Annotated in this window: 17 protein-coding genes; 7 read left to right on the forward strand and 10 right to left on the reverse strand. The window is 69.2% G+C overall.

Going from position 1 to position 21,859, the window contains the following annotated elements; genetic code table 11:
• Positions 1–37: 37 nt before the first annotated feature.
• The 6 genes from SLW56_RS20535 to radC form a co-directional block, all read right to left on the reverse strand.
• Entirely contained in the window at positions 38–2,092 is a 2,055-nt protein-coding gene (locus tag SLW56_RS20535) for a TonB-dependent receptor (protein ID WP_295864460.1), read from the reverse strand.
• Between the two features lie 240 nt (positions 2,093–2,332).
• The gene (locus SLW56_RS20540; protein ID WP_320695394.1) at positions 2,333–4,384 is read right to left on the reverse strand and encodes a TonB-dependent receptor; all 2,052 of its coding nucleotides are present in this window, start codon (positions 4,382–4,384) and stop codon (positions 2,333–2,335) included.
• A gap of 251 nt (positions 4,385–4,635) precedes the next feature.
• Positions 4,636–5,391, reverse strand: a complete 756-nt coding sequence (locus SLW56_RS20545) for an SDR family NAD(P)-dependent oxidoreductase (RefSeq protein WP_017917008.1) — start codon at positions 5,389–5,391, stop codon at positions 4,636–4,638.
• Positions 5,392–5,770: 379 nt separating this feature from the next.
• Complete coding sequence (locus tag SLW56_RS20550) at positions 5,771–6,604, reverse strand: SPOR domain-containing protein (protein WP_152181185.1); 834 nt, start codon at positions 6,602–6,604, stop codon at positions 5,771–5,773.
• A 15-nt stretch (positions 6,605–6,619) separates the two neighbouring features.
• Positions 6,620–8,308, reverse strand: coding sequence for an arginine--tRNA ligase (gene argS, locus SLW56_RS20555; RefSeq protein ID WP_017907880.1), 1,689 nt, complete (start codon positions 8,306–8,308; stop codon positions 6,620–6,622).
• Between the two features lie 210 nt (positions 8,309–8,518).
• Positions 8,519–9,193: a DNA repair protein RadC gene (gene radC / locus SLW56_RS20560; protein ID WP_152237292.1), complete on the reverse strand. Its 675-nt coding sequence runs from the start codon at positions 9,191–9,193 to the stop codon at positions 8,519–8,521.
• A 96-nt stretch (positions 9,194–9,289) separates the two neighbouring features.
• Here radC and coaBC point away from each other — a divergent pair, with 96 nt between their 5' ends.
• Genes coaBC through SLW56_RS20575 form a run of 3 tightly spaced genes read left to right on the forward strand, consistent with a single transcriptional unit; the run spans position 9,290 to position 13,386 of the window.
• Positions 9,290–10,567: a bifunctional phosphopantothenoylcysteine decarboxylase/phosphopantothenate--cysteine ligase CoaBC gene (gene coaBC / locus SLW56_RS20565; RefSeq protein ID WP_193313915.1), complete on the forward strand. Its 1,278-nt coding sequence runs from the start codon at positions 9,290–9,292 to the stop codon at positions 10,565–10,567.
• Positions 10,564–11,034, forward strand: coding sequence for a dUTP diphosphatase (dut, locus tag SLW56_RS20570; RefSeq protein WP_017907877.1), 471 nt, complete (start codon positions 10,564–10,566; stop codon positions 11,032–11,034). The genes coaBC and dut overlap by 4 nt, the downstream gene beginning before the upstream one ends.
• A gap of 15 nt (positions 11,035–11,049) precedes the next feature.
• On the forward strand, positions 11,050–13,386 hold the full coding sequence (locus SLW56_RS20575) for a phosphomannomutase/phosphoglucomutase (RefSeq protein WP_320695395.1): 2,337 nt from the start codon (positions 11,050–11,052) through the stop codon (positions 13,384–13,386).
• Between the two features lie 49 nt (positions 13,387–13,435).
• Here SLW56_RS20575 and SLW56_RS20580 read toward each other — a convergent pair whose 3' ends face one another.
• Both SLW56_RS20580 and pyrE read right to left on the reverse strand, forming a co-directional pair.
• Entirely contained in the window at positions 13,436–14,107 is a 672-nt protein-coding gene (locus SLW56_RS20580; RefSeq protein WP_295906856.1) for a hypothetical protein, read from the reverse strand.
• An 18-nt stretch (positions 14,108–14,125) separates the two neighbouring features.
• Positions 14,126–14,785, reverse strand: coding sequence for an orotate phosphoribosyltransferase (gene pyrE, locus SLW56_RS20585; protein ID WP_017907592.1), 660 nt, complete (start codon positions 14,783–14,785; stop codon positions 14,126–14,128).
• 129 nt (positions 14,786–14,914) lie between these two features.
• On the opposite strand from pyrE, the gene SLW56_RS20590 reads away from it, so the two are divergent.
• The 3 genes from SLW56_RS20590 (at position 14,915) to SLW56_RS20600 (ending at position 17,458) form a co-directional block, all read left to right on the forward strand.
• Positions 14,915–15,715, forward strand: coding sequence for an exodeoxyribonuclease III (locus SLW56_RS20590; RefSeq protein WP_017912369.1), 801 nt, complete (start codon positions 14,915–14,917; stop codon positions 15,713–15,715).
• Positions 15,712–17,079 carry an MFS transporter gene (locus SLW56_RS20595; protein ID WP_152181182.1) on the forward strand — a complete coding sequence of 456 codons (1,368 nt, stop codon included), beginning with the start codon at positions 15,712–15,714 and terminating at the stop codon, positions 17,077–17,079. The genes SLW56_RS20590 and SLW56_RS20595 overlap by 4 nt, the downstream gene beginning before the upstream one ends.
• Positions 17,080–17,230: 151 nt before the next feature.
• Complete coding sequence (locus tag SLW56_RS20600; protein WP_026143529.1) at positions 17,231–17,458, forward strand: hypothetical protein; 228 nt, start codon at positions 17,231–17,233, stop codon at positions 17,456–17,458.
• Positions 17,459–17,473: 15 nt separating this feature from the next.
• Here the strand turns inward: SLW56_RS20600 and SLW56_RS20605 are convergent, their stop codons facing one another.
• Together SLW56_RS20605 and SLW56_RS20610 are read right to left on the reverse strand one after the other, a co-directional pair.
• The gene (locus SLW56_RS20605) at positions 17,474–18,604 is read right to left on the reverse strand and encodes an anhydro-N-acetylmuramic acid kinase (protein WP_295912185.1); all 1,131 of its coding nucleotides are present in this window, start codon (positions 18,602–18,604) and stop codon (positions 17,474–17,476) included.
• A gap of 89 nt (positions 18,605–18,693) precedes the next feature.
• Positions 18,694–20,148 carry a peptidoglycan DD-metalloendopeptidase family protein gene (locus SLW56_RS20610; RefSeq protein WP_267087776.1) on the reverse strand — a complete coding sequence of 485 codons (1,455 nt, stop codon included), beginning with the start codon at positions 20,146–20,148 and terminating at the stop codon, positions 18,694–18,696.
• 168 nt (positions 20,149–20,316) lie between these two features.
• Here SLW56_RS20610 and tyrS point away from each other — a divergent pair, with 168 nt between their 5' ends.
• Positions 20,317–21,528, forward strand: a complete 1,212-nt coding sequence (tyrS, locus tag SLW56_RS20615) for a tyrosine--tRNA ligase (protein ID WP_295906853.1) — start codon at positions 20,317–20,319, stop codon at positions 21,526–21,528.
• The last annotated feature ends 331 nt before the right edge of the window (positions 21,529–21,859 follow it).

Here is a 21,859-nt window from a genome sequence, read left to right on the forward strand (position 1 = left end):
CGGCACGCTGTGGCGGATGCAGGTGATGCGAGGTGCCCTACAGCCGCAGTTCGAACCCGAGATAGGCCGAACGCCCGGGCGCTGGCGAGAACATCGCCTGATTGTTGCCACCCCAGAAGAAGCTGTCGTACCAGACGTAGGCGTAGCGAGCGTCGGTGAGGTTCTTGACCTGCAGGTCGAGGCTGGTGCGCGGACCGAGCTGATAGCGCACGCTGGCATCGACCACGCGGAAGCCGCCGTACTTGCCCTGCGCATTGCGCTCGTCGATGTAGTAGTCGCCTTGCGCGCGCGCCTGCACGCCCAAGGTCCAGCGCGCATCGGGCCGGTAGTCGACGCCGGCGTTGCTAATGTAGCGCGGCACCGAGAACACCTCGCGGCCGCGCAGCGATTCGCCCGAGGCGTTGTAGGCGCTGACCACCTTGGCCTCCTGCAGCGCCTGCGACAGCCACAGCGTCCAGTGCTCGCCCAGTTGCGTGCTCAGTTGCAGGTCCACGCCCTGGCGCCGGGTCTGGCCCAGGCCCACGGTGGTGCCGGAGCTGACGTTGTTGGCCACCTCGTCGGTGGCGTCCTGGCGCCAGACCGCCACCCGCGCCTCGGTGCCGGTGGCCGGCTGCAGTTTCAGGCCCAGTTCCTTGCCGGTGTTGATCGACGGCCGCACGCCGGGCTGGCCCGGCGTCAGGTAGGCCGGCGCGGTGGAGCCGGTGAGGATCTGGAAGGTGCGGCCCCAGTTGGCGTACACGCTCAGCTGCGGCGTCAGCGCGTAGATCACGCTGAGCTTGGGCTGGTCGATCCAGCCGTAGCGCTGCAGCGGCGCGTGCCCGCCGCCGGGCAGCGTGGTGTCGCCGGAAAAGCGGTCGACGCGGAACGCCGGCACGATCTTCAGCGCGTCGGTCGGCTGCAATACCGCCTGCAGGTACAGGCCGAGGTTGTCGAGCGTGTAGCGGTCGTCGTTCTGCACGCGCGCCGGCGCGCTCCAGAAATCGGTCGGCACCGCGTAGGCATAGCGGTAGCGGCGATAGCGGTTGTTCTGGTGCTCGGCGTTGAGGCCGCCTTCCACGCTCAGCAGGTCGCTGGCCTGCCAGGTGACGGTGCTGAGCAGGCCGGTCTGGGTTTCGTCCCATTGCCGGCGCTGCCGCGGTGCGTTGCCGATCGGGTAGGGGGTGAAGGTGACGCGGCGCTCCTCGTCGTAGCGGTTGACGTACAGCGTGTTGCGCAGCTGCACACCGTCGCCGAGCTTGAAGTCGGCATGCACGCTGGCCTGACGCAGGGTGCGCTCGCCGCCGTCGTTGGCATTCTGTGGCGGCGACTGGTCGCGGTCGTCGTCCCATTGCGCGGCGGTGAGGAAGCCGGGCGCATCGGCCTTCAGATGGTAGGCGCGGGCGATCAGGCCGATGCGCGCGGTGTCGTCGTCTTCGCCGTAGAACCACTTGCCGCCGAGCGTGTACTTGCGCGCGCTGTCGTGCGCGCGCTCGCCTTGTGTGGCCTGGGCGCCGACGAAATAGTTCTGCGCCAGGCCGCCGGCCTCATGGCCGACGGCGTACTGCAGTGCGCGCGTGGCGAAGCTGCCGTAGCTCAGCCGCAGGTCCTGGTAGTCGCCGCCCTGGCGGGTGGCGATGTTGAGGTTGCCGCCGATGTTGTGCAGGCCGTAGCGCGGGTCGTTGGTGCCACGGACCACTTCGATGTAGGCGATCTCCAGCGGGAAGATCATGTCGGTGAAGCGCTGGTTGCCGCTGTTGGCATCGCTGGGCACGCCATCGATCAGGATCTTGATGCCGTTGAGGTAGCCCTCGCCGTTGAAAGCGCGGAAGGTGGCCTTGCCGGATTCGGCGCCCTGGCGGATCTCGGTGAGCTGCACGCCGGGCATCATGCCCAACAGCTCCCAGCCGTTCATGACCTGCTTGTCGCCGATCTGCTCGCTGCCGAGCACGTCGACCGAACTGAGGATGTTGCGGGTGGACAGCGAGGCGGCGGTCTCGCGCCGCGCCTCCACGGTACCCAGGGTGGTGGTGGTCTCGGAGGTGAGGGTCTGCGCGGCGGCATGGCCGGCGGCAAGCCCGGCCAGTACGGCCAGGACAAGGGAGTCGATCTTCATGGGGTCTGCAAGCAAGTGGGGACAGCGGAGGGCTGGCGGCAACGGCGAGGTTGCGGGGCTTGCTTGTTCGGTACGCTGGGCGTACCTCGCTCCGTGAAGGCGATGTTATGCGATTTCGCGGGGAAAATCGCGCGGTTGTCTGCGCCACGCAGGCAACCGCGCCGTGGCACCTGCGTGGCCCGGACGGCGCCGGGGAGGCAGAGGCGCGGCCGCAGCGGACCGCGCCGACGTCGGCGATGGCTACAGGCGCAGTTCGAAGCCGAGATAGGCCGCGCGTCCGGGCGCCGGCGAGAACATCGGCTGGTCGTTGCCGCCCCAGAAGAAGTTGTCGTACCAGACGTAGGCGTAGCGGGCGTCGGTGAGATTCTTGACCTGCAGGTCGAGGCTGGTGCGCGGGCTGAGCTGGTAGCGCACGCTGGCATCGACCACGCGGAAGCCGCCGTACTTGCCCTGGGTATTGCGTTCGTCGATGTAGTAGTCGCCTTGCGCGCGCGCCTGCAGCCCCAGCTTCCAGCGTGCATCGGGCCGGTAGTCGACACCGGCGTTGCTGATGTAGCGCGGGGTGGAGAACACCTCGCGCCCGCGCAGCGACTCGCCGCTCGCGGTAAAGGCGCTGACCACCTTGGCTTCCTGGATCGCGTGCGACAGCCACAGCGTCCAGCGCTCGCCCAGTTGCGTGCTCAGTTGCAGGTCCACGCCCTGCCGGCGGGTTTGGCCGAGCCCGACCGTGGTGCCGGTGCTGGGCATGTTGGCCACTTCGTCGGTGGCATCCTGGCGCCAGACCGCCACGCGCGCCTCGGTGCCGACGACCGGCTGCAGTTTCAGGCCCAGCTCCTTGCCGGTATTGATCGATGGCCGGAACGTGCTCTGCCCTGGCGTCAGGTAGGCCGGGGCGGTCGAGCCGGTGAGGATCTGGAAGGTGCGGCCCCAGTTGGCGTACACGCTCAGCTGCGGGCTCAGCGCGTAGATCACGCTGAGCTTGGGCTGGTCGATCCAGCCGTAGCGCTGCAGCGGTGCATGCACGCCGCCGGGCAGCGCGGTCTCGCCGGAGAAGCGGTCGGCACGGAATGCGGGAACGATCTTCAGCGCATCGCTCGGTTGGATCACCGCCTGCAGGTACAGGCCGAGGTTATCCAGGCTGTAGCGGTCGTCGTTCTGCACGCGTGCCGGCGCACGGTCGAAATCGGTCGGCACGCTGTAGGCGTAGCGCGAGCGCCGGTAACGGTTGTCCTGGTGCTCGGCGTTGAAGCCGCCTTCCATGCTCAGCAAATCGCTGGCCTGCCAGGTGACGGTGCTGAGCAATCCGGTCTGGGTTTCGTCCCATTGCCGACGCTGCCGTGGCGCGTTGCCCAGCGGATAGCGGGTGAAGGTGATCCGGCGGTCGTCCTGGTAACGGTTGAGGTACAGGGTGTTGCGCAATTGCAAGCCGCCGCCGAGCTTGAAGTCGGCGTGCACGCTGGCCTGGCGCATGTCGCGGTCGTCGCCGTCGTTGGCGTTCTTCGGCGGCGACTGGTCGCGGTCCTCGGCCAACTCGGTGGCGGTGAGGAAGCCCGATTCGTCGGCCTCGTGGTGGTAGGCGCGTGCGATCAGACCGATGCGTGCGGCATCGTCGTCTTCGCCGTAGAACCATTTGCCGCCGAGCGTGTACTTGCGCGAGCTGTCGTGCTGGCGATAGCCATGCGCGGCCTGCGCGCCGACGAAATAGTTCTGCGCCAGGCCATCGGCCTCATGGCCGACGGCGTACTGCAGTTCGCGGGTGGCGAAACTGCCGTAGCTCAGCCGCAGGTCCTGGTAGTCGCCGCCCTGGCGGGTGGCGATGTTGAAGTTGCCGCCGATGTTGTGCAGGCCGTAACGCGGATCGTTGGTGCCGCGCACCACCTCGATGTAGGCGATCTCCAGCGGGAAGATCATGTCGATGAAGCGTTGGTTGCCGCTGTTGACGTTGCTCGGCACGCCGTCGATCAGCACCTTGATGCCGTTGATGTAGCCCTCGCCGTTGAAAGCGCGGAAGGTGACCTTGCCGGACTCGGCACCCTGCCGGGTTTCGGTGAGCTGCATGCCGGGCATCTGCCCCAGCAACTCCCAGCTGTTCATGACCTGCTTGTCGGCGATCTGCTCGCTGCCGAGCACGTCGACCGAGCTGAGGATGTTGCGCGTGGACAGCGAGGCGGCGCTGTGGCGCCGCGCTTCCACGGTGCCGAGCGTGGTAGTGGTGTCGGGTGTCGTCTGCGCGGCGCCGTCGCCGGCCGCGAGCCCGGCCAGCACGGCGAGGGCATGGGTGTAGGTCTTCATGATGGCTGCGGACAAGGGGAGTGGAGACTGGCGGCAGCGGCTGGGCTGCGGGCGAGCGGGTGGTGCGCGGTCCGACGTACGAACGCGGCTCCGATTGTGCGATGTTATATCATTTCGTTAAGGAGTTGTCGGAATCGCCAGCCGGCCGGCGCGACAAGCGTCCGTCCCGACCGTGCGGCAGAGGGCCTTCGCCGCACGGGCGCGAGAGAGACGGGACGTGGCGGGGCCCCGCGGAGCGGCCCCGCGGCCGTTCAGGCCGGTTGCCGCGCGACCTGGAAGCCGGCGAAGGACTGCGTCACCGGCATGATTTCCAATCGATTGATGTTCAGATGCGGCGGCAGCGTCGCCACCCAGAAGATCTGTTCGGCGATGTCCTCGGCGGTCATCGGCTGCGCACCCTGGTAGAGCGTGTCCGAGGCCTTCTGGTCGCCATGGGTGCGGACCAGGGTGAACTCGGTCTCGGCCATGCCGGGTTCGATCGCGGTGACGCGCACGCCGGTGCCATGCAGATCCGAGCGCAGGCCCAGCGAGAACTGGCTGACGAAGGCCTTGGTGCCGCCGTAGGTGTTGCCGCCGGGGTAGGGATACAGCGCGGCGACCGAGCTGATGTTGATGATCGCGCCGCGGCGCTGGATCAGCGTCGGCAGCAGGCGATGGGTCAGCGTCACCAGCGCGGTGATGTTGGTGTCGATCATCGTGCGCCAGTCGTCCAGTTGCGCGGCCTGCGCCGGCGCGGTGCCCTGGGCCAGGCCAGCGTTGTTGACCAGCAGGTCGATGCCGCGGAACGCCTCGGGCAGCGCCGCCAGCATCGCGTCCAGCGCATCGGTGTCGCGGATGTCGAAGGCGGCGATGTGCACGCGTTCGGCACCGAAGGCGTCCAGCAGCGGCTGCAGGCGCTCGGCGCGGCGGCCGGTGGCGATCACGCGCCAGCCCGCATCGACGAAGCGGCGCACGGCGGCGGCGCCAAAACCGGAGGTGGCACCGGTGATCAGGGCAGTCTGGGTCATTGGGGGAGCCGGGAATGGGGAGGGGGGAATCGGGAATGGTAAAAGCAAAACCCGGTCGCGCGCGTCGACAGCGCGTGTGCCCGTGGGGGAAGTCGGCTTCGATGATTGAGACGGGCCAGCGCGGCGCGACAGCGCGTGGATCCGAAGCGTCTTCAGGCCTCGTCGCGCGGAACGGGACGTGCTCGCCTCCCCATTCCAGATTCCCTGGCTGCTAATTCTTTTGCGTAGTCGCCGGCAGCACGCTGCCGTGGAACTGCAACGTCATATCAAGCCAACGCGGCCCAATGTCAGCAGCGACAACGCTTCCACGCAAGTACAGGTGAAAACGGCAAGAAAGCCGCTTCACCCATTCCCCAATCCCGATTCCCGATTCCCGGCCTCACTGCGCCTTGATCGCGATCGCCGACAGCCCGCTGCCGTTCAACTTCTGCTTGGCCTCGGCCAGTTCGCTGGCGGTGCCGTACGGCCCCATGCGCACGCGATAGACGGTCTTGCCGCTGATCTGCGCCGATTCCACGCGCGCCGACAGGCCCAGCATCGCCAGCTTGGCCTTGGTCGACTCGGCATCGCCGGAGGCGCCGAACGAGCCGGCCTGCAGGATGTAGCGCGCGTTGTCGGGCGCGGCCGCCGCCGCGGCAGTCGCCGGTGCGGTGGTCGCGGCCGGCGTTGCCGTGGTGGCCGCCGGTTTGGCGGCGGCGGGGGCGCTGGCGGCCGCGCTCGGCGTCTCCGGCAGCGGGGTCGGGTTGGCCGCCGTCGCGGTCGGTGCGGTGGCGACCGCGGCCGGAGTGGTGCCGGTGGCGGCCGTGCCTGCAGCGGCCTGCGCCTTGGCCTGGCGAATGGCCTCGGCGCGCGCGCTGGCGGCCAGTTCGGCGTCGGACATCTGCACTTCCTTGCCGGGCAGCAGGGTGTAGAAGTCGTACTGGGTCTGCGCGTCCTTCTTCGCTTCCGGCTTGGTGCTGCCGGCCGCGTTGGCGGCGGGCTTGGGCAGGTCCGGGGCCGCATCGACGTCGGCATCGGCCACCGGCGCCGGTTGCGCATCCGGATTGGCGCGCGGGCCGCCCACGCGCAGGAAGTCGCCGTCCTTCTTGAACAGCCCTGGCGCGCCGAGGAACACCACCGCGGCGATCGCCGCGCCGGCGATCAGCCACACCCACCCGGGCGTGCCGTTGCCGCTGTTGCGCCGGGCCTGGGTCTTACCGCGTCGTGCTGCCATTTACCGCTTCTCCACTCACATTTTTTCCGGGGCCGAGACGCCCAGGAGATTCAGACCGTTCGCCAGCACCTGCTGCGCCGCCACCGCCAGGGTCAGCTTGGCGTTGCGTTCGCCGGCGTCGTCCACCAGCACCGGGGTGCCGTGGTACCAGGTGTGGAAGGCCGTCGCCAGTTCGCGCAGGTATTGCGCGATCAGGTGCGGCTCCAGCGCATGCCCCGCATTCTCCACCACTTCCGGGTAGCGCGAGAGTTCCTGCATCAGTTCCAGCGAGGTCGCGTCGCTGAGCCGGTTCAGTTGCGCCTGGCCATCGGCCTGGTCGTAGTCCAGCTTCTTCTCCTGCGCCTGGCGCAGCAGGCTGCACACCCGGGCATGCGCGTACTGCACGTAGAACACCGGGTTGTCGTTGCTCTGTTGGCGCGCCAGGTCGATGTCGAAGGTGAGCTGGGAATCGGGCTTGCGCGCGATCAGGAACCAGCGCGTGGCGTCGCGGCCGGCTTCCTCGATCAGGTCGCGCAGGGTCAGGTAGCTGCCGGCGCGCTTGGACAGCTTCACTTCCTCGCCGCCGCGCATCACCGTGACCATCTGGTGCAGCACGTACTCCGGCCAACCCTTGGGGATGCCCAGGTCCATCGCCTGCAGGCCGGCACGCACGCGCGCCAGCGAGCCGTGGTGGTCGGCGCCCAGTTCGGTGATGGCACGCACGTAGCCGCGCTGCCACTTGCTCAGGTGGTAGGCCACGTCCGGCACGAAGTAGGTGTAGCTGCCGTCGGACTTGCGCATCACGCGGTCCTTGTCGTCGCCGAAATCGGTGGATTTCAGCCACAGCGCGCCGCCCTCTTCGTAGGTATGGCCGGAGGTGATCAGCTTCTGCACCGCCTCCTCGACCTTGCCGTCGCGGTACAGCGAGCTTTCCAGGAAGTAGATATCGAAATCCACGCCGAACGCGGCCAGGTCGTGGTTCTGCTCGTTGCGCAGATAGGCCACGGCGAAGCGGCGGATCGCATCGAGGTCCTGCGGATCCTTGGCGCCGGTGACCACATGGCCTTCCAGGTCGACCGCAGCGCCGGCCATGTAGGCGTCGGCCACGTCCTGGATGTAGTCGCCGCGGTAGCCTTCTTCCGGCCAGTCGGGGCTGTCGGGCGTCTTGCCCAAAGCGCGCGCCTGCACCGAGCGCGCCAGGTTCTCGATCTGGTTGCCGCCGTCGTTGTAGTAGAACTCGCGCTTGGCGTTCCAGCCGTTGGCCTCGAGCAGGCGCGCCAGGCAGTCGCCGATGGCCGCAGCGCGGCCGTGGCCGACGTGCAGCGGCCCGGTCGGGTTGGCCGAGACGTACTCCACACCCACGGTGCGGCCGTTGCCGACCAGGCTGCGGCCGTAGTCCTCGCCCTGCTTGAGCACCGCCAGCACCTCGCGCTGGTAGGCGCCGGGACCGAGATGGAAATTGATGAAGCCGGGGCCGGCGATCTCGACCTTGCTGACGTCGTCGTTGGCCGGCAGCGCGTCCACCAGCTGCTGGGCCAGGGCGCGCGGATTGGTGCGCGCGGCCTTGGCCAGCAGCATCGCCGCGTTGGTGGCGAAGTCGCCGTGCTCGCGGGTCTTGGGCCGCTCGACCACGAAGTCCGGCGGCAGGGTGTCGGCCGGCAGGGTGCCATTGGCGCGCAAGGCTTCGATGCCTTGACCGATCAGGGCGCGGAGTTGGGATTTCACGAGATCTCTGCTTGAAGCGCGGAACCGGCGATTTTACCCGACCCGCCGCCTCCCGGCCCGTCCCGGGTTCAGCCCGACCTCAGCCGCGACGCCGCGACCAGCACGCGCCTGCGCCCCTGGGGCTTGGCCGGCTGACCGCCGGCGTGGCCCGGGGCCGGCCTCGCCGGGATCGGCGTCCCGCGACATGGCACGCCCGGCCGCCGCCTCGGTTCAGGCCCAGCCGCGCGATGCCATCGAGACAGGCACGCCGTCGCCGACGATGAAGTGGTCGAGCAGGCGCACGTCGATCAGGTCCAGCGCCTGTTTCAGCCGGTCGGTGACGGCGCGGTCGGCGGGCGAGGGTTCCGGGTTTCCGGACGGGTGATTGTGGCCGATGATCACCGCGGCGGCGTTGAGCGTGAGCGCACGCCGCACCACCTCGCGCGGATGCACCTCGGCGCCGTCCAGCGTGCCCTGGAACAGTTCCTCGAACGCCAGCCAGCGGTGCCGGGTGTCCAGGAACAGCGCGGCGAACACCTCGTACGGCCGCGCCCGCAGGCGTTGCGCGAAGTAGCGGCCGGCGGTGATCGGATTGCTGAGGGTGTCGCCGCGCTGCAGTTCCGCGGCCAGGTGGCGCTGGCCCAGTTCCAGCGCCGCCGACAGCTGGCAGGCCCGCGCCGGGCCCAGCCCGGGCAGGCGCACCAGGTCGCCGGGCGATCGGTCCAGCAGCGTGCGCAACGGCCCGTGCCGCTGCAGCAGGTCGCGCGAGGTGCGTACCGCGTCGCTGCCGGGCAGGCCGGAGCCGAGAAAGATCGCCAGCAGTTCGGCGTCGGAAAGGGCCCGGGGACCGCGTGCCAGCAGCTTTTCCCGGGGACGTTCTTCGCAGGGCCAGTCGGAGATGTGCATATCGCCAGGGTGCCGGCCGACATGGCGCAACGGTATCAGGCCGCCAAAAACCATCGGGTAAGCTAATCGTCCTTGTATGGGTAGGACATTCCCGACGTGACCGCGATTTTCGAGAGGCCCCTGCCGGGGCGACGTGTGCTGTTGTGCGTCGGCGGGGGAATCGCCGCCTACAAGGCGCTGGAACTGGTGCGGCGCCTGCGCGACGCCGGCGCCGAGGTGCAGGTGGCGATGACCGCCGGCGCGCAGCAGTTCGTCACCCCGCTGAGCTTCCAGGCGCTGTCCGGCCATCTCACCCGCACCACGCTGTGGGACAGTGGCGCCGAGCAGGCGATGGGTCACCTGGAACTGGCCCGCTGGGCCGAGCAGGTGGTGGTGGCCCCGGCCACTGCCGACCTGCTGGCGCGCCTGGCGCACGGGCTGGCCGACGACCTGGTGGGCACGCTGTGCCTGGCCAGCACCGCACCGCTCACCGTGTGCCCGGCGATGAACCACCGCATGTGGCTGCACCCGGCCACCCAGGCCAACATCGCCACCCTGCGCGCGCGCGGTGCACAGGTGGTCGGCCCGAACGATGGCCCGCTGGCCGAAGGCGAGTCCGGCCCCGGTCGCCTGGCCGAACCGGAGCAGATCGTCGCCGCGCTCGTTGGGCGCACCGACCAGAGCGCCGCGTCGGCCAAGCCGGCCGCGGCCGCCGTCCCGGCGCGTTCCGGCGCTGGCACCGGCACTGCCGCCCTGCGCGGCCTGCGCGTGGTGATCAGTGCCGGCCCCACCTACGAAGACCTGGATCCGGTGCGCTACCTGGGCAACCGCAGCAGCGGCAAGATGGGGTACGCGCTGGCCGCGGCCGCGGTCCGGCAAGGCGCCGAGGTGGTGCTGGTCAGCGGCCCGGTGCATTTGTCTACGCCCGACGGCGTGCAGCGCATCGATGTGCGCTCGGCCGCGCAGATGCGCGAGGCGGTGCTCGGCGCGCTGCCGGCGGACATCTACATCGGCACCGCGGCGGTCGCCGATTACACGCCAAAACAGGTGGCGGCGCAGAAGATCAAGAAGAGCGGCGAGACGCTCACCCTCGAACTGACCCGCACTCCGGACATCCTGGCCGAGGTCGCCGCGCAGACCCAGGCGCTGAAGCTGGTGGTCGGCTTCGCCGCCGAGACCCACGACATCGAGCGCTATGCCCGTGGCAAACTCGCCGACAAGCACCTGGACCTGATCGTGGCCAACCGGGTGGGGGTGGCCGGCAACGGCTTCGAGAGCGACCAGAACGCGGCCACCGCCTATTGGCAGGATGGCGAACGCGACTTCCCGGCGGTCTCCAAGACGCAGCTGGCCGAACAACTGCTGGACCTGATCGCGCAGAGGCTGCACGCATGAGCACTCCCACGCCCTATCCGCTGCAGGTGAAGCTGCTGGATCCGCGCTTCGGCGACAGCTGGCCGCTGCCCGACTACGCCACCGAAGCCAGCGCCGGGCTCGACCTGCGCGCGGCCACCGAGGCGCCGCTGACCCTGGCGCCGGGCGACACCGCGCTGATCCCCAGCGGCCTGTCCATCTACATCGCCGATCCGCAGCTGTGCGCGGTGGTGCTGCCGCGCTCGGGCCTGGGCCACCGCCACGGCATCGTGCTCGGCAACGGCACCGGCCTGATCGACGCCGATTACCAGGGGCCGCTGCTGATCAGCGTCTGGAACCGCGGCCGCGAGGACTTCACCATCGCCCCCGGCGACCGCATCGCGCAGCTGGTGGTGATGCCGGTCGTGCGTGTCGCCCTGCAGGTGGTGGATACTTTCGCCGACAGCGCCAGGGGAACGGGTGGATTCGGCCATACCGGAGTGCGCTGACAGGGGATCGTCTGCATGAGCGAGGCAACACAAGCGCGGCCGGTGCCGCAGGGTTTGCGCAAGGTGGCGCCTCTGCTGACGGTGCTGCTGGTGCTGTTGGTGGTCTGGTTCGGCTGGAGCGGGGTCGAGCAATGGCGTGCCGAGCAGGCCGCCACCACCCTGGAGCAGGCGCGCGATGCCGCGGTGACGCAGACCCAGCAGGCGCTGGCGGGCGTGGGCAAACGCCTGTCCGAACGCCTGCAGCAGCCGGCCGTGCAGGCGGCCCTGAGCCGCGGCGACGCCGCGGCCGCCGCCCAGGCGCTGCGTGCGGACTGGGCGCAGGCCGAGGACGCGCAGGTGCTGCCGGCCGACCTGGAGCCGGGCTACACCGATGCGGCGCACTTCGGCTACGGCCGCCTGGCGCTGCTGGAGAAAGCGCTGATGACCGGCAAGCTCGCCAGCGCGGTGATCCGCGACGGTGGCGGCCCGCGGCTTGGCCTGGCCGCGCCGGTCTCGCTGGGCGGCAACGCCGGGGTGGTGTATCTGCGCCTGCCACTGGCGCTGCTGACCGACCCGGTCGCGCAGGCATCGGTGCCGGGCACCGGCTATCTGGCCCTGCGCCAGGGCGGCTACGACGTGATCGCCGCCGGCGACAATGCGCTGCACGATCGCGCCGACGCGATGTCGCGCCCGGTCGGCGACAGCGGCCTGCGCATGGTCGCCTCGCTGCCGGATACCGAAGCCGGTCCGCTGGGGCTGGGCGCACTGCCCTGCCTGCTGGTCGCCGCCCTGTGCCTGGTGCTGGGCGCGCTGTTGTTGCTGGCCGCGCGCGGGCGCCTGCCGCAGCCGCGGGTGCGCCGCGCCGGCCCGGCGGTGGCCGAAGAACACACCCTGCAGCAGAGCCTGCAACGCCAGGAGCCGCCCCCGCCACCTTCGTCCACCGCCGAGGAAACCGCGCCGGCCAAGCCGGTGCCGGCGTTCACGGTGGCGCCGGAGATCTTCCGCGCCTACGACATCCGCGGCGTGGTCGGCCGCGACCTCAGCCCGCAGGTCGCCGCGCTGATCGGCCAGGCGATCGGCGCGGTGATGCAGGAGCAGGGGCTCAACGAGGTGGTGGTCGGCCGCGATGGCCGCCTGTCCGGGCCGGAGCTGTCGGCCGCACTGATCGAAGGCCTGCGCCGCGCCGGCTGCCACGTCACCGACATCGGCCTGGCGCCGACCCCGGTGGTCTACTTCGCCGCCTACCACCTGCGCGCCGGCAGCTGCGTGGCGGTGACCGGCAGCCACAACCCCGCCGACTACAACGGCTTCAAGATCGTGGTCGGCGGCGAGACCCTGTCCGGCGCCGCCATCGCCGACCTGTACACGCGGATCAGCGCCGGCCGCCTGCCCACGGCCGAGGAGCCGGGCCGGCTGCAACAGCGCGATGTCGGCGACGACTACATCCAGCGCATCGCCGACGACGTGCAACTGGACCGCCCGCTCAAGGTGGTGGCCGATGCCGGCAACGGCGTCGGTGGCGAACTGGCGCCGCGCCTGCTGGAAGCGATCGGTGCCGAGGTCGTGCCGCTGTACTGCGACGTCGACGGCACCTTCCCCAACCACCATCCCGATCCCAGCGAGCCGCACAACCTCGAGGATCTGGTGCAGACGGTGCGGCGCTTCGACGCCGACCTCGGCGTGGCCTTCGACGGCGACGCCGACCGCCTCGGCGTGGTCACCAAGGAAGGCACGGTGATCTACCCGGACCGTCTGCTGATGCTGTTCGCCGCCGACGTGCTGCAACGCAATCCCGGCGCGCTGGTGATCTACGACGTCAAGTGCACCGGCAAGCTGTCCGACTACGTGCTGCGCAACGGCGGCAGCCCGCTGGTGTGGAAGACCGGGCATTCGCTGATCAAGGCGAAGATGCGCGAGACCGACGCCGAACTGGCCGGCGAGATGAGCGGCCACTTCTTCTTCAAGGAGCGTTGGTACGGCTTCGACGACGGCCTGTACGCGGCGGCGCGGTTGCTGGAGATCCTGGCCCAGCGCGAGGAATCGCCGTCGGAAGTGCTGGCCGAACTGCCCGACAGCGTGGCCACGCCGGAGATCAAGCTGCCGGTGGACGGGCAGGACGCGCATGCGCTGGTCGCCGAGCTGGTCGCCCAGGCGCAGCAGGAGGGCTCGCCGTTCGCCGGCGCGCGGCTGCTGACCATCGACGGGCTGCGCGCCGACTTCCCGGATGGCTGGGGCCTGGTGCGCGCCTCCAACACCACGCCGGTGCTGGTGCTGCGCTTCGAAGCCGACAACGCGGCGGCGCTGGAGCGGATCAAGGCGCTGTTCCGCGCCCAGCTGCAGGCCGTGCTGCCGGGCCTGGCGCCGACCTTCTGAGGCGGCGTCGCGCGCCCGGACTGGTCCGGGCGCCGGCGTGTGCGACGGCTCAGCCGCCGGCGGTGGTCGCGGACTGTGCCGGGCCGTTGCCCCGGGCCGCGCGATAGCGCTGCAGCACGTCCTCGATTTCCTGATCCAGGCCGAGCCGCTGCTGTTCGAAGTTCTTCTGCATGCGCAGTTGCCACAGCAGGGCGCGGTGCCGCTGCTGCACGTCGTCGGCGGTCTTGGCCGGCACGCTCTGCCCGGCCAGCTCGCGCGCGCCGGCGCCGGACAGCAGGCCGATCAGGCCCTGGCGCAGGCTCTCCACGTTGTAGCGCGCGGTCTGGATGTTGTTGTCGACGATGCCGATGCGCTCGGCGAACACCCGGCGCAGTTCGTCCTCGGTCTGGTACGACAGCAGCATCGCCTGGTCGGTGCGCTTGCGCGTCTCCAGCGCGGCCTGGTCGGCGCGCTGCTGCGCGGCGTCGGCGGCGGCCGCGGCGCGTTCCTCGGCGTTCAGCGCACGCCCCACCTCGGCGCTGCGCATGCCGCTGGTGGCGTTGAACTCGTCGCGCGCCTGGTTCACTGCTTCCGGCGGCAGCGCGTCGCTGCAGGTGCGTTGGCCGCCCTGGTTCCAGCAGTACAGCTTCTTGGACGGTGCCGACGCCTGTTGCGCGGCGGCCGGCAAGGCGAGCAGCGCAAACAGCGCCGGCAGGACGCGAGTGCGTGGTCGGATCGGCATCGTGGCAGCCCCCTGCTGTCAGCCAGACGAAGCGCAACCGTAGCGGGCCCGGTAGGCCAGCAGCGGTTCGCGGAAGCCGACAAGGTCTGCGTTTCCGTCGATGAATGCAAGCAGGTCACCCAGATGCGCGACCGAGACCACAGGAACGCCGGCCTCGGCGGCCACCGCCTGCGCCGCCGAGCGGCGGTCGTCCTCGGCGGCGATCTCCTGGCGGTCCAGCGCGACCAGGATCGCGGCCGGTTCGCCGCCGGCGGCGCGGATGATGCCCAGCGCCTCGCGGATCGCGGTGCCGGCGGTGATCACGTCGTCCACGATCAGCACCCGGCGGCCGGCCAGCGGCGCGCCGATCAGGCTGCCGCCTTCGCCGTGCGCCTTGGCTTCCTTGCGGTTGAACGCCAGCGGCAAATCGCGCCCGCGCCGCGCGTACTCGCAGGCCACCGCCGTCGCCAGCGGAATGCCCTTGTAGGCAGGGCCGAACAGCAGGTCGAAGTCGAGCCCGGCGGCGTCGGCCGCATCGGCGTAGCACGCCGCCAGCCGCGCCATGCTGGCGCCGGAATCGAAGCGCCCGGCATTGAAGAAATACGGACTGAGGCGCCCGGACTTCAGCGTGAACTCGCCGAAGCGCAGCGCCTCCACGTCCAGGGCCAGTTGCAGGAAACGGTGCCGGTAGTCGGTCATTGGGGGGCCGGGAATGGGGAAACGGGAATAGGGAATCGATAAAGCGTACCCCAGCAGGACCGCGAAGACGGAACAACCGCTATGCTTTTCACCATTCCCTCTTCCCCTTTCCCCATTCCCGGCTCTTCCATGCGCATCATCAGCTTCAACGCCAACGGCCTGCGGTCGGCCGCCACCAAGGGCTTTTTCGAGTGGTTCGCCACCCAGCAGGCGGATGTGCTGTGCGTGCAGGAGACCAAGGCGCAGGAGCATCAGCTGGCCGGGCCGGCGTTCCTGCCGGACGGCTACCGGGTCTGGTTCCGCGACGCCAGCACCAAGAAGGGCTACAGCGGCGTGGCCATCTACAGCAAGCGCGAGCCGGACGAGGTGCGGACCGCGCTGGGCTGGCCCGAGTTCGACGAGGAGGGCCGCTACATCGAGGCGCGCTTCGGCAACCTGAGCGTGGTGTCCTTCTACATTCCCTCCGGGTCCTCCGGCGAGCTGCGCCAGGGCTACAAGTTCCAGGTCATGGACTGGCTGCGGCCGATCCTGGTGGAGTGGCTGCACAGCGGCCGCGACTACGTGCTGTGCGGCGACTGGAACATCGTGCGCTCGGCGCTGGACATCAAGAACTGGAAGTCGAACCAGAAGAACTCCGGCTGCCTGCCGGCCGAGCGCGACTGGCTCAACGGCCTGTGCGCCGACCGCGCCGAGGAGGCCGATGCGGCCAGCGGCCGCGGCTGGGTCGACGCCTACCGCGCGCTGCATCCGGACGGCCAGGACTACACCTGGTGGAGCAACCGCGGCGCGGCGCGCGCCAACGACGTCGGTTGGCGCATCGACTACCAGTTCGTCACCCCGACCCTGCGCGAGCGCCTGCAGGGCTGTTCGATCTATACCGCGCAGCGCTTCTCCGACCACGCGCCGTTCACGGTGGACTACCGCACGTGATCGGAGCACTGGGCGCTTGGTGGCGGTCGCTGGACGTATACGCCAACCCGCGGGTGCGGGCGATGCTGTTTCTGGGATTTTCCTCGGGGCTGCCGTTCGCATTGGTGCTGACCACGCTGTCGGCGCGTCTGCGCCAGGCCGGCATCGACCGGACCACCATCGGCTACTTCAGTCTGGTCGGGCTGGCGTACTCGTTGAAGTACTTCTGGTCGCCGATCGTGGACCGTCTGCCGATCCCGGTTCTCTCGCGACTTGGTCGGCGGCGTAGCTGGATGCTGGTTGCACAGATCGGCGTCGTTGCCGGCCTGGTCGCACTCGCGCTGGCCAATCCCGCGCTGGACGCGCGCGCGGTGGCATTGCTTGCCGTCTGCACTGCTTTCGCCGCGGCAACCCAGGACATTGTCGTGGACGCCTATCGAATCGAGGCGGCTCAGGCCGATACGCAAGGCGCGATGGTCGCCGCCTATCAGGCTGGCTACCAGTTGGCGCTGATCTGTACCGGCGCCGGTGCCCTGACCTTGGCGGCAGAACTGGGCTGGAAGGCGTCCTACCTGATCATGGCGGTCTGCGGATTGGTCGGTCTTGTCACGACGCTCTGCATTGCCGAACCCATGACGGGCACCAGCGGTCCAATACGTCCGATCGAACCCATGGTGGAGGCGTTCCGCACGCGCGCGCAGCGTTGGCCGGCGTGGATCAGAGCGACGGTTGCTTGGTGCATCGGTGCCGTGATCTGCCCGTTCGTCGATTTCTTTGCGCGGATGGGCTGGAAGGTGGGCATCTTGTCCCTTTCCCTGGTGATCACCTACCGACTCAACTACACCACGATGGGCGTTGCGGCCAATACGTTCTATCTGGACATGGGGTTTACGCTGGAACAGATCGCATTGGTCTCCAAAGTCTATGGGATCCTCATGACGATCGTCGGCGCTTTTCTGGCAGGCATCCTGGTCCGTCGTTACGGCATAGCGCGGACGTTGCTGATCGGATTGGTCCTGCTTAGTGGCGCCAACCTGATCTACGCGCATATCGCCAGCATCCACCCCGGGATCGCCTGGCTGGCGACTGCGATCAGCGCCGACAACGTGGCCAACGGTATCGCCGGGACGGCCTTCATCGCCTACATGTCATCGCTGACCAGTCCGAACTACACGGCGACGCAATACGCTCTGTTCGGAACCCTGTGGAGCCTTCCCGCCAAGTCGATCGCCAGTCAATGGGGCAAGATCGTGGACGCCTGGGGCTATCCTCCGTTCTTTGTCTATACCGCTGCGATTGGCATCCTTGCGTTACCGATGATCATCTGGCTCATCTGGCGTGAGCCACGAATGAGGGAAGAGGAGGGCGTGCAGAAAACACCCTGATCGCTGGGTTTCTCGGCCATAGCAGCCGCGTGTGTACGAGGCGCGCATCCGCAACTCCCTCACAGCCATTGCCGTCCAGCGATTGAAAGGCCGTCCCCGGACGGGGATGATGGGCAACGGCGCACGCGTGCGCCGCCGCCCGGGAGTCCGCATGAGCGACCTTGTGTTGCGCGATATCGACCCGTTCCTGCTCGAACGCATCCGCCGCATCGCCGTCGCGCGCGGCTGGACCCAGCGCCAGGCGGTGCTGGCGCTGATCGAGCAGGGCCTGTTCTCCAGCGAGCACGACGTGCGCAGCGGGTTCGAGCACCGCGAGGTGGATGCGCTGTCGGAGGCGATCGCGGCCTTGCGCGCGCTGCCAGCCGGCAGCGGCTTTTGAATCCCGACGCCTCGCTTACGCGGGGTGGATCGCGCCGAGGATGCGCGGCCCGCGCGCGCCGCTGACCGACGGCAGGTTGCCCGGCAGCCCGGCCAGGGTCTGCCGGGCCAGCCAGGCGAAGCCCATCGCTTCGATGTAGTCCGGGTCCAGGCCCTGCGCCTGGGTCGAGTGCACCTGCACCCCCGGCAAGCGCGCCTGCAGCCGCGCCAGCAACAGCGGGTTGTGCACGCCGCCGCCGCACACCAGCAACTGCCGGGTCGCCGGCTGCTGCGCCAGCAGCGCATCGGCGATGGTGGCCGCGGTCAGTTCCAGCAGCGTCGCCTGCACCGCGGCCGGCGCAGGCGACGGGGTGTCCAGGCAGGCCTCCAGCCAGCGCAGGTGGAACTGCTCGCGCCCGGTGCTCTTGGGCGGCTGCAGCACGAACCACGGATCGGCCAGCAGGCGCTGCAACAGGTCGGCGTCGACCGCGCCGCTGGCGGCGAACGCGCCGCCCGCATCGTAGGGCTGGCCGCGATGGCGCTGGCACCAGGCATCGAGCAGCGCGTTGGCCGGGCCGGTGTCGAAGCCGCGCACCGCGCCGTGCGCCGGCAGCAAGGTCAGGTTGCCGATGCCGCCGAGGTTGAGCACGGCCCGGTCCTCGTGCGCCGCCCCCAGCATCGCCGCATGGAAGGCCGGCATCAGCGGTGCGCCATGGCCGCCGGCGGCGACGTCGCGGCGGCGGAAGTCGCAGACCGTGGCGATGCCGGTCAGTTCGGCGATGCGGTTGCCGTCGCCGAGCTGCCAGGTGAAGGCGGGGTCGGCCAGAGGGCGATGGCGCACGGTCTGCCCGTGCGACCCGATCGCGCGCACCGCGGCCGGCGCCACCCCGGCGTCGTCGAGCAGGCGCAGCGCCGCCTCGGCGAAGGCGATCGCGACCTCTGCATCGAGCTGGCCCAGCGCGTCCAGCGAGGCGATGTCGCCGCCTTCGCCCAGCGCGATCAGCACCGCGCGCTGCTGCGGTGCCCACGCATAGGTGCGCCCCAGCTGCAGCTGCGGGTTGCCGTCGTGGTCGAAGCGCACCAGCGCGGCATCGATGCCGTCGGCGCTGGTGCCGGACATCAGGCCCAGGAACAGGGCGTCGTCGGGAACGGCGGAAGGCGAGGGCATGCAAGACACCAGGCGGCGGTCGGCGCCGCAGCGTGGGCCAGGCGCCGCCGCCCGTCAATGCGCGGCGCGGCGGAACCGGCTACCGGCGCTCAGCCGGCGTCGTGCGACGTGGCGGCCTTGGACGACGCGACGACCTTCTTCTTCTTCGCGTCCGGCTCGCCGGCATCGGCGTAGATCAGCTTCTCCACGCGCTGGATGCGCGCCAGCGCCGGCGAGGTCTGCGCACGGAACGCGGCCAGTTCGGCCCCGGCCAGCGGGGTCGGCGGCGGCATCGTCACCGAGGCCGGATTGCGCTGCACCCCGTCCACGCGGAATTCGTAGTGCAGGTGCGGACCGGTGGCCATGCCGGTCATGCCGACATAGCCGATCACCGTGCCCTGGTTGATGCGCTGGCCGGCCTTGATCCCGCCGAAGCGCGACATGTGCCCGTACAGCGTGCTGTAGCCCTTGCCGTGATCCAGGATCACCACGTTGCCGTAGCCGCGCTGGGTGCCGACGAACTGCACCCGCGCATCGCCGGCGGCCATGATCGGGGTGCCGGTCGGCGCCGCGTAGTCGATGCCCTTGTGCATGCGCATGGTGCCCAGCACCGGGTGCTTGCGCGCGCCGAAGGTGGAGCTGATGCGGCTGTAGGACACCGGCATGCGGATGAAGCTCTTCTTCAGCGGCCGCCCGGTCACGTCGAAGTACTCGGCCGGCTTGCCGCCGCGCTCGAAGCGGAAGCCGCTGTAGGTCTTGCCGCGGGTGGTGAAGGTCGCGGCCAGGATCTTGCTGGTGTCGATGCGCTCGCCTTCGCGCCAGGTCTCGTCCATGACCACGCTGAAGCGGTCGCCCGGCTGCAGGTCCTTGTCGAAGTCGATGTCGTACTTGAAGATCTCGTCGGTCATCGTCGCGATCGCCGACGGCGACAGCCCGGCCTTGCGTGCGGCCACGTACAGCGAACTGGTGATCTCGCCGCTGGTGACCACGGTGCGCGTGCTGGTCTCGCGCTCGATCACCTTTTCCTTGATGTCGTCGTCCAGCAGCGACAGCTCCACCCGGTGGGTGGCATCGCGGTCGAAGCGCAGGGCGCGCAGATCGCCCGACGTCGCCAGGTCGAAGCCGATTTCCGCGCCCGGACGCAGCTTGGTCAGCGCGTCGTGCGTGCCCGGATGGTCCAGCACCCGCTGCATCACCGTGGCGGGGAGGCCGAGCTTCTCGAACACCGAGCCCAGGGTCTGCCCGGACTCGATCCGCACCACCTGCCAGTTGTCGGTGATCGCCGCCTGCTGTTGCTGCGCCAGCGAGATCGGCGGCAACGGCAGCGCCAGCGTCGCCTGCGTGGTCTGCAGCGGCACGTCGATGGCGTTGGAAAAGCCCGGGACGATCGTGGCGACCATCGCGCCGATGGTGGCGAACAGGCTGGCGTGGATCCAGTGGCGGCGCGTCCAGCGGCCGGCGGGAAGATGTTCCTTCAACTTGCGATGCAGCGCAGTGTCGTGGAGAACGTGAAGGCGTTGCTGGAACCGCTGCCGGCGCGCGCGTTCCTGATCACTGTTGGGCATCAAGGCTTCCTCACGAGCCCGAAGCGCGAGCTCAAAACTCGGCTACCATAAACATCGTTCCACAGCGCGTCAAACCATTGAGCCGGCTCGAATTTTCACCTGGCTGCACGGTTAACTCGCTCTTAACGCCATTCACGTTTGTTGACGCCATTCGCCGGAGTTACTGTTTTGTCCACGATCGAAGAGTCCCTTGTCCTGATCGGCCGCGGTGCCGACGAAATCCTCAAGCGTGAAGAACTGGAGGCCCGCCTGCGCAGCGGCCGCCCGCTGCGGATCAAGGCCGGCTTCGATCCCACCGCGCCGGACCTGCACATCGGTCACACCGTGCTGTTGAACAAGATGCGCCAGTTCCAGGACCTGGGACACCAGGTGATCTTCCTGATCGGCGACTTCACCGGGATGATCGGCGACCCCACCGGCAAGAACGTCACCCGCAAGCCGCTGACCCGCGAGGACGTGCTGGCCAACGCCCGCACCTACGAGGAGCAGGTGTTCAAGGTGCTGGACCGGGAGCGCACCGAGGTCCGCTTCAACTCCGAATGGTTCGGGCAGATGAGCGCGGCCGACATGATCCGGCTGGCCGGCCAGCACACCGTGGCGCGCATGCTCGAGCGCGACGACTTCGCGAAGCGCTACGCGGCGCAGCAGTCCATTGCCATCCACGAGTTCCTGTACCCGCTGGTGCAGGGCTACGACTCGGTGGCGCTGAAGGCCGACGTCGAGCTGGGCGGCACCGACCAGAAGTTCAACCTGCTGATGGGCCGCGGCCTGCAGGAGCACTACGGGCAGCCGGCGCAGATCGTGCTGACCATGCCGCTGCTGGAGGGCCTGGACGGGGTCAACAAGATGTCCAAGTCGCTGGGCAACTACATCGGCATCAGCGAACCGGCGATCGACATCGTCACCAAGACCATGAAGATCGGCGACGAGCTGATGTGGCGCTGGATCGAACTGCTGTCCTTCGATATCGGCGTGAACGAAGCGCAGGCGCTGCGCCAGCAGGTGCAGGCCGGCAGTCTGCATCCGCGTGAAGTGAAGTTGCGCCTGGCGCGCGAATTGACCACCCGCTTCCAAGATGCCGCCGCCGCCGAGCAGGCCATCGTCGGCTGGCACGCCGTGGTGACCGGGCAGGGCGACACCAGCGCCTTGCCGCTGCAGCAGGTCGCCGTGCCGGCGGAAGGCCTGCGGATCGCCGCGCTGCTTACCGCTGCGGGGCTGACCGCCAGCAACTCCGAGGCAAGCCGCAAGCTCAAGGAGCGGGCGGTGCGCGTGGCTGGCGAGGTGGTCGAGGATCCGCAGCAGAGCTTCGCGCCGGGCTTCGAAGGCGTGCTGCAGGTCGGCAAGCGGACGTTTGCCCGGGTGCAACTGATCGCCGGGTGAGGCCGCACCCGGCCACTGCGGCTGATCCGCAGCGGCGGGAGGGCCGAGGAGATGCTGCGGCGCATGCTCTATATAGATAGAGAGCAGTCGATCTAAGGTCGGTCCGTCTATCCACAGAGCAATCGCTACTTCCCGGCAGTGGATGCTCTGGCGGGGCCGGAAGACCGCCATCAGGCTCGCCGCGAGGGGAGAGTGAAAAAAGTTTTCACACCCTCTTCCCAAGCGCCCGATTTGGGGCCATACTTTCCCTCCCCTGACGCAACGCCTTCACGGCAACGCGGCAAGGGCGTCAGAAACCTCTTCAAAAAGGTGTTGACGAAGTGAAAAAGTT

The organism is Xanthomonas sp. LF07-6, from assembly GCF_034105445.1.
Taxonomy (GTDB): Bacteria; Pseudomonadota; Gammaproteobacteria; order Xanthomonadales; family Xanthomonadaceae; genus Xanthomonas_A; species Xanthomonas_A sontii.

Coding starts and splice junctions, on each gene's coding strand:
- SLW56_RS20535 (WP_295864460.1), bottom strand. CDS start 2,092: ATGAAGATCGACTCCCTTGTCCTGGCCGTACTGGCCGGGCTTGCCGCC.
- SLW56_RS20540 (WP_320695394.1), bottom strand. CDS start 4,384: ATGAAGACCTACACCCATGCCCTCGCCGTGCTGGCCGGGCTCGCGGCC.
- SLW56_RS20545 (WP_017917008.1), bottom strand. CDS start 5,391: ATGACCCAGACTGCCCTGATCACCGGTGCCACCTCCGGTTTTGGCGCC.
- SLW56_RS20550 (WP_152181185.1), bottom strand. CDS start 6,604: ATGGCAGCACGACGCGGTAAGACCCAGGCCCGGCGCAACAGCGGCAAC.
- radC (WP_152237292.1), bottom strand. CDS start 9,193: ATGCACATCTCCGACTGGCCCTGCGAAGAACGTCCCCGGGAAAAGCTG.
- dut (WP_017907877.1), top strand. CDS start 10,564: ATGAGCACTCCCACGCCCTATCCGCTGCAGGTGAAGCTGCTGGATCCG.
- SLW56_RS20575 (WP_320695395.1), top strand. CDS start 11,050: ATGAGCGAGGCAACACAAGCGCGGCCGGTGCCGCAGGGTTTGCGCAAG.
- SLW56_RS20580 (WP_295906856.1), bottom strand. CDS start 14,107: ATGCCGATCCGACCACGCACTCGCGTCCTGCCGGCGCTGTTTGCGCTG.
- pyrE (WP_017907592.1), bottom strand. CDS start 14,785: ATGACCGACTACCGGCACCGTTTCCTGCAACTGGCCCTGGACGTGGAG.
- SLW56_RS20590 (WP_017912369.1), top strand. CDS start 14,915: ATGCGCATCATCAGCTTCAACGCCAACGGCCTGCGGTCGGCCGCCACC.
- SLW56_RS20600 (WP_026143529.1), top strand. CDS start 17,231: ATGAGCGACCTTGTGTTGCGCGATATCGACCCGTTCCTGCTCGAACGC.
- SLW56_RS20605 (WP_295912185.1), bottom strand. CDS start 18,604: ATGCCCTCGCCTTCCGCCGTTCCCGACGACGCCCTGTTCCTGGGCCTG.
- SLW56_RS20610 (WP_267087776.1), bottom strand. CDS start 20,148: ATGCCCAACAGTGATCAGGAACGCGCGCGCCGGCAGCGGTTCCAGCAA.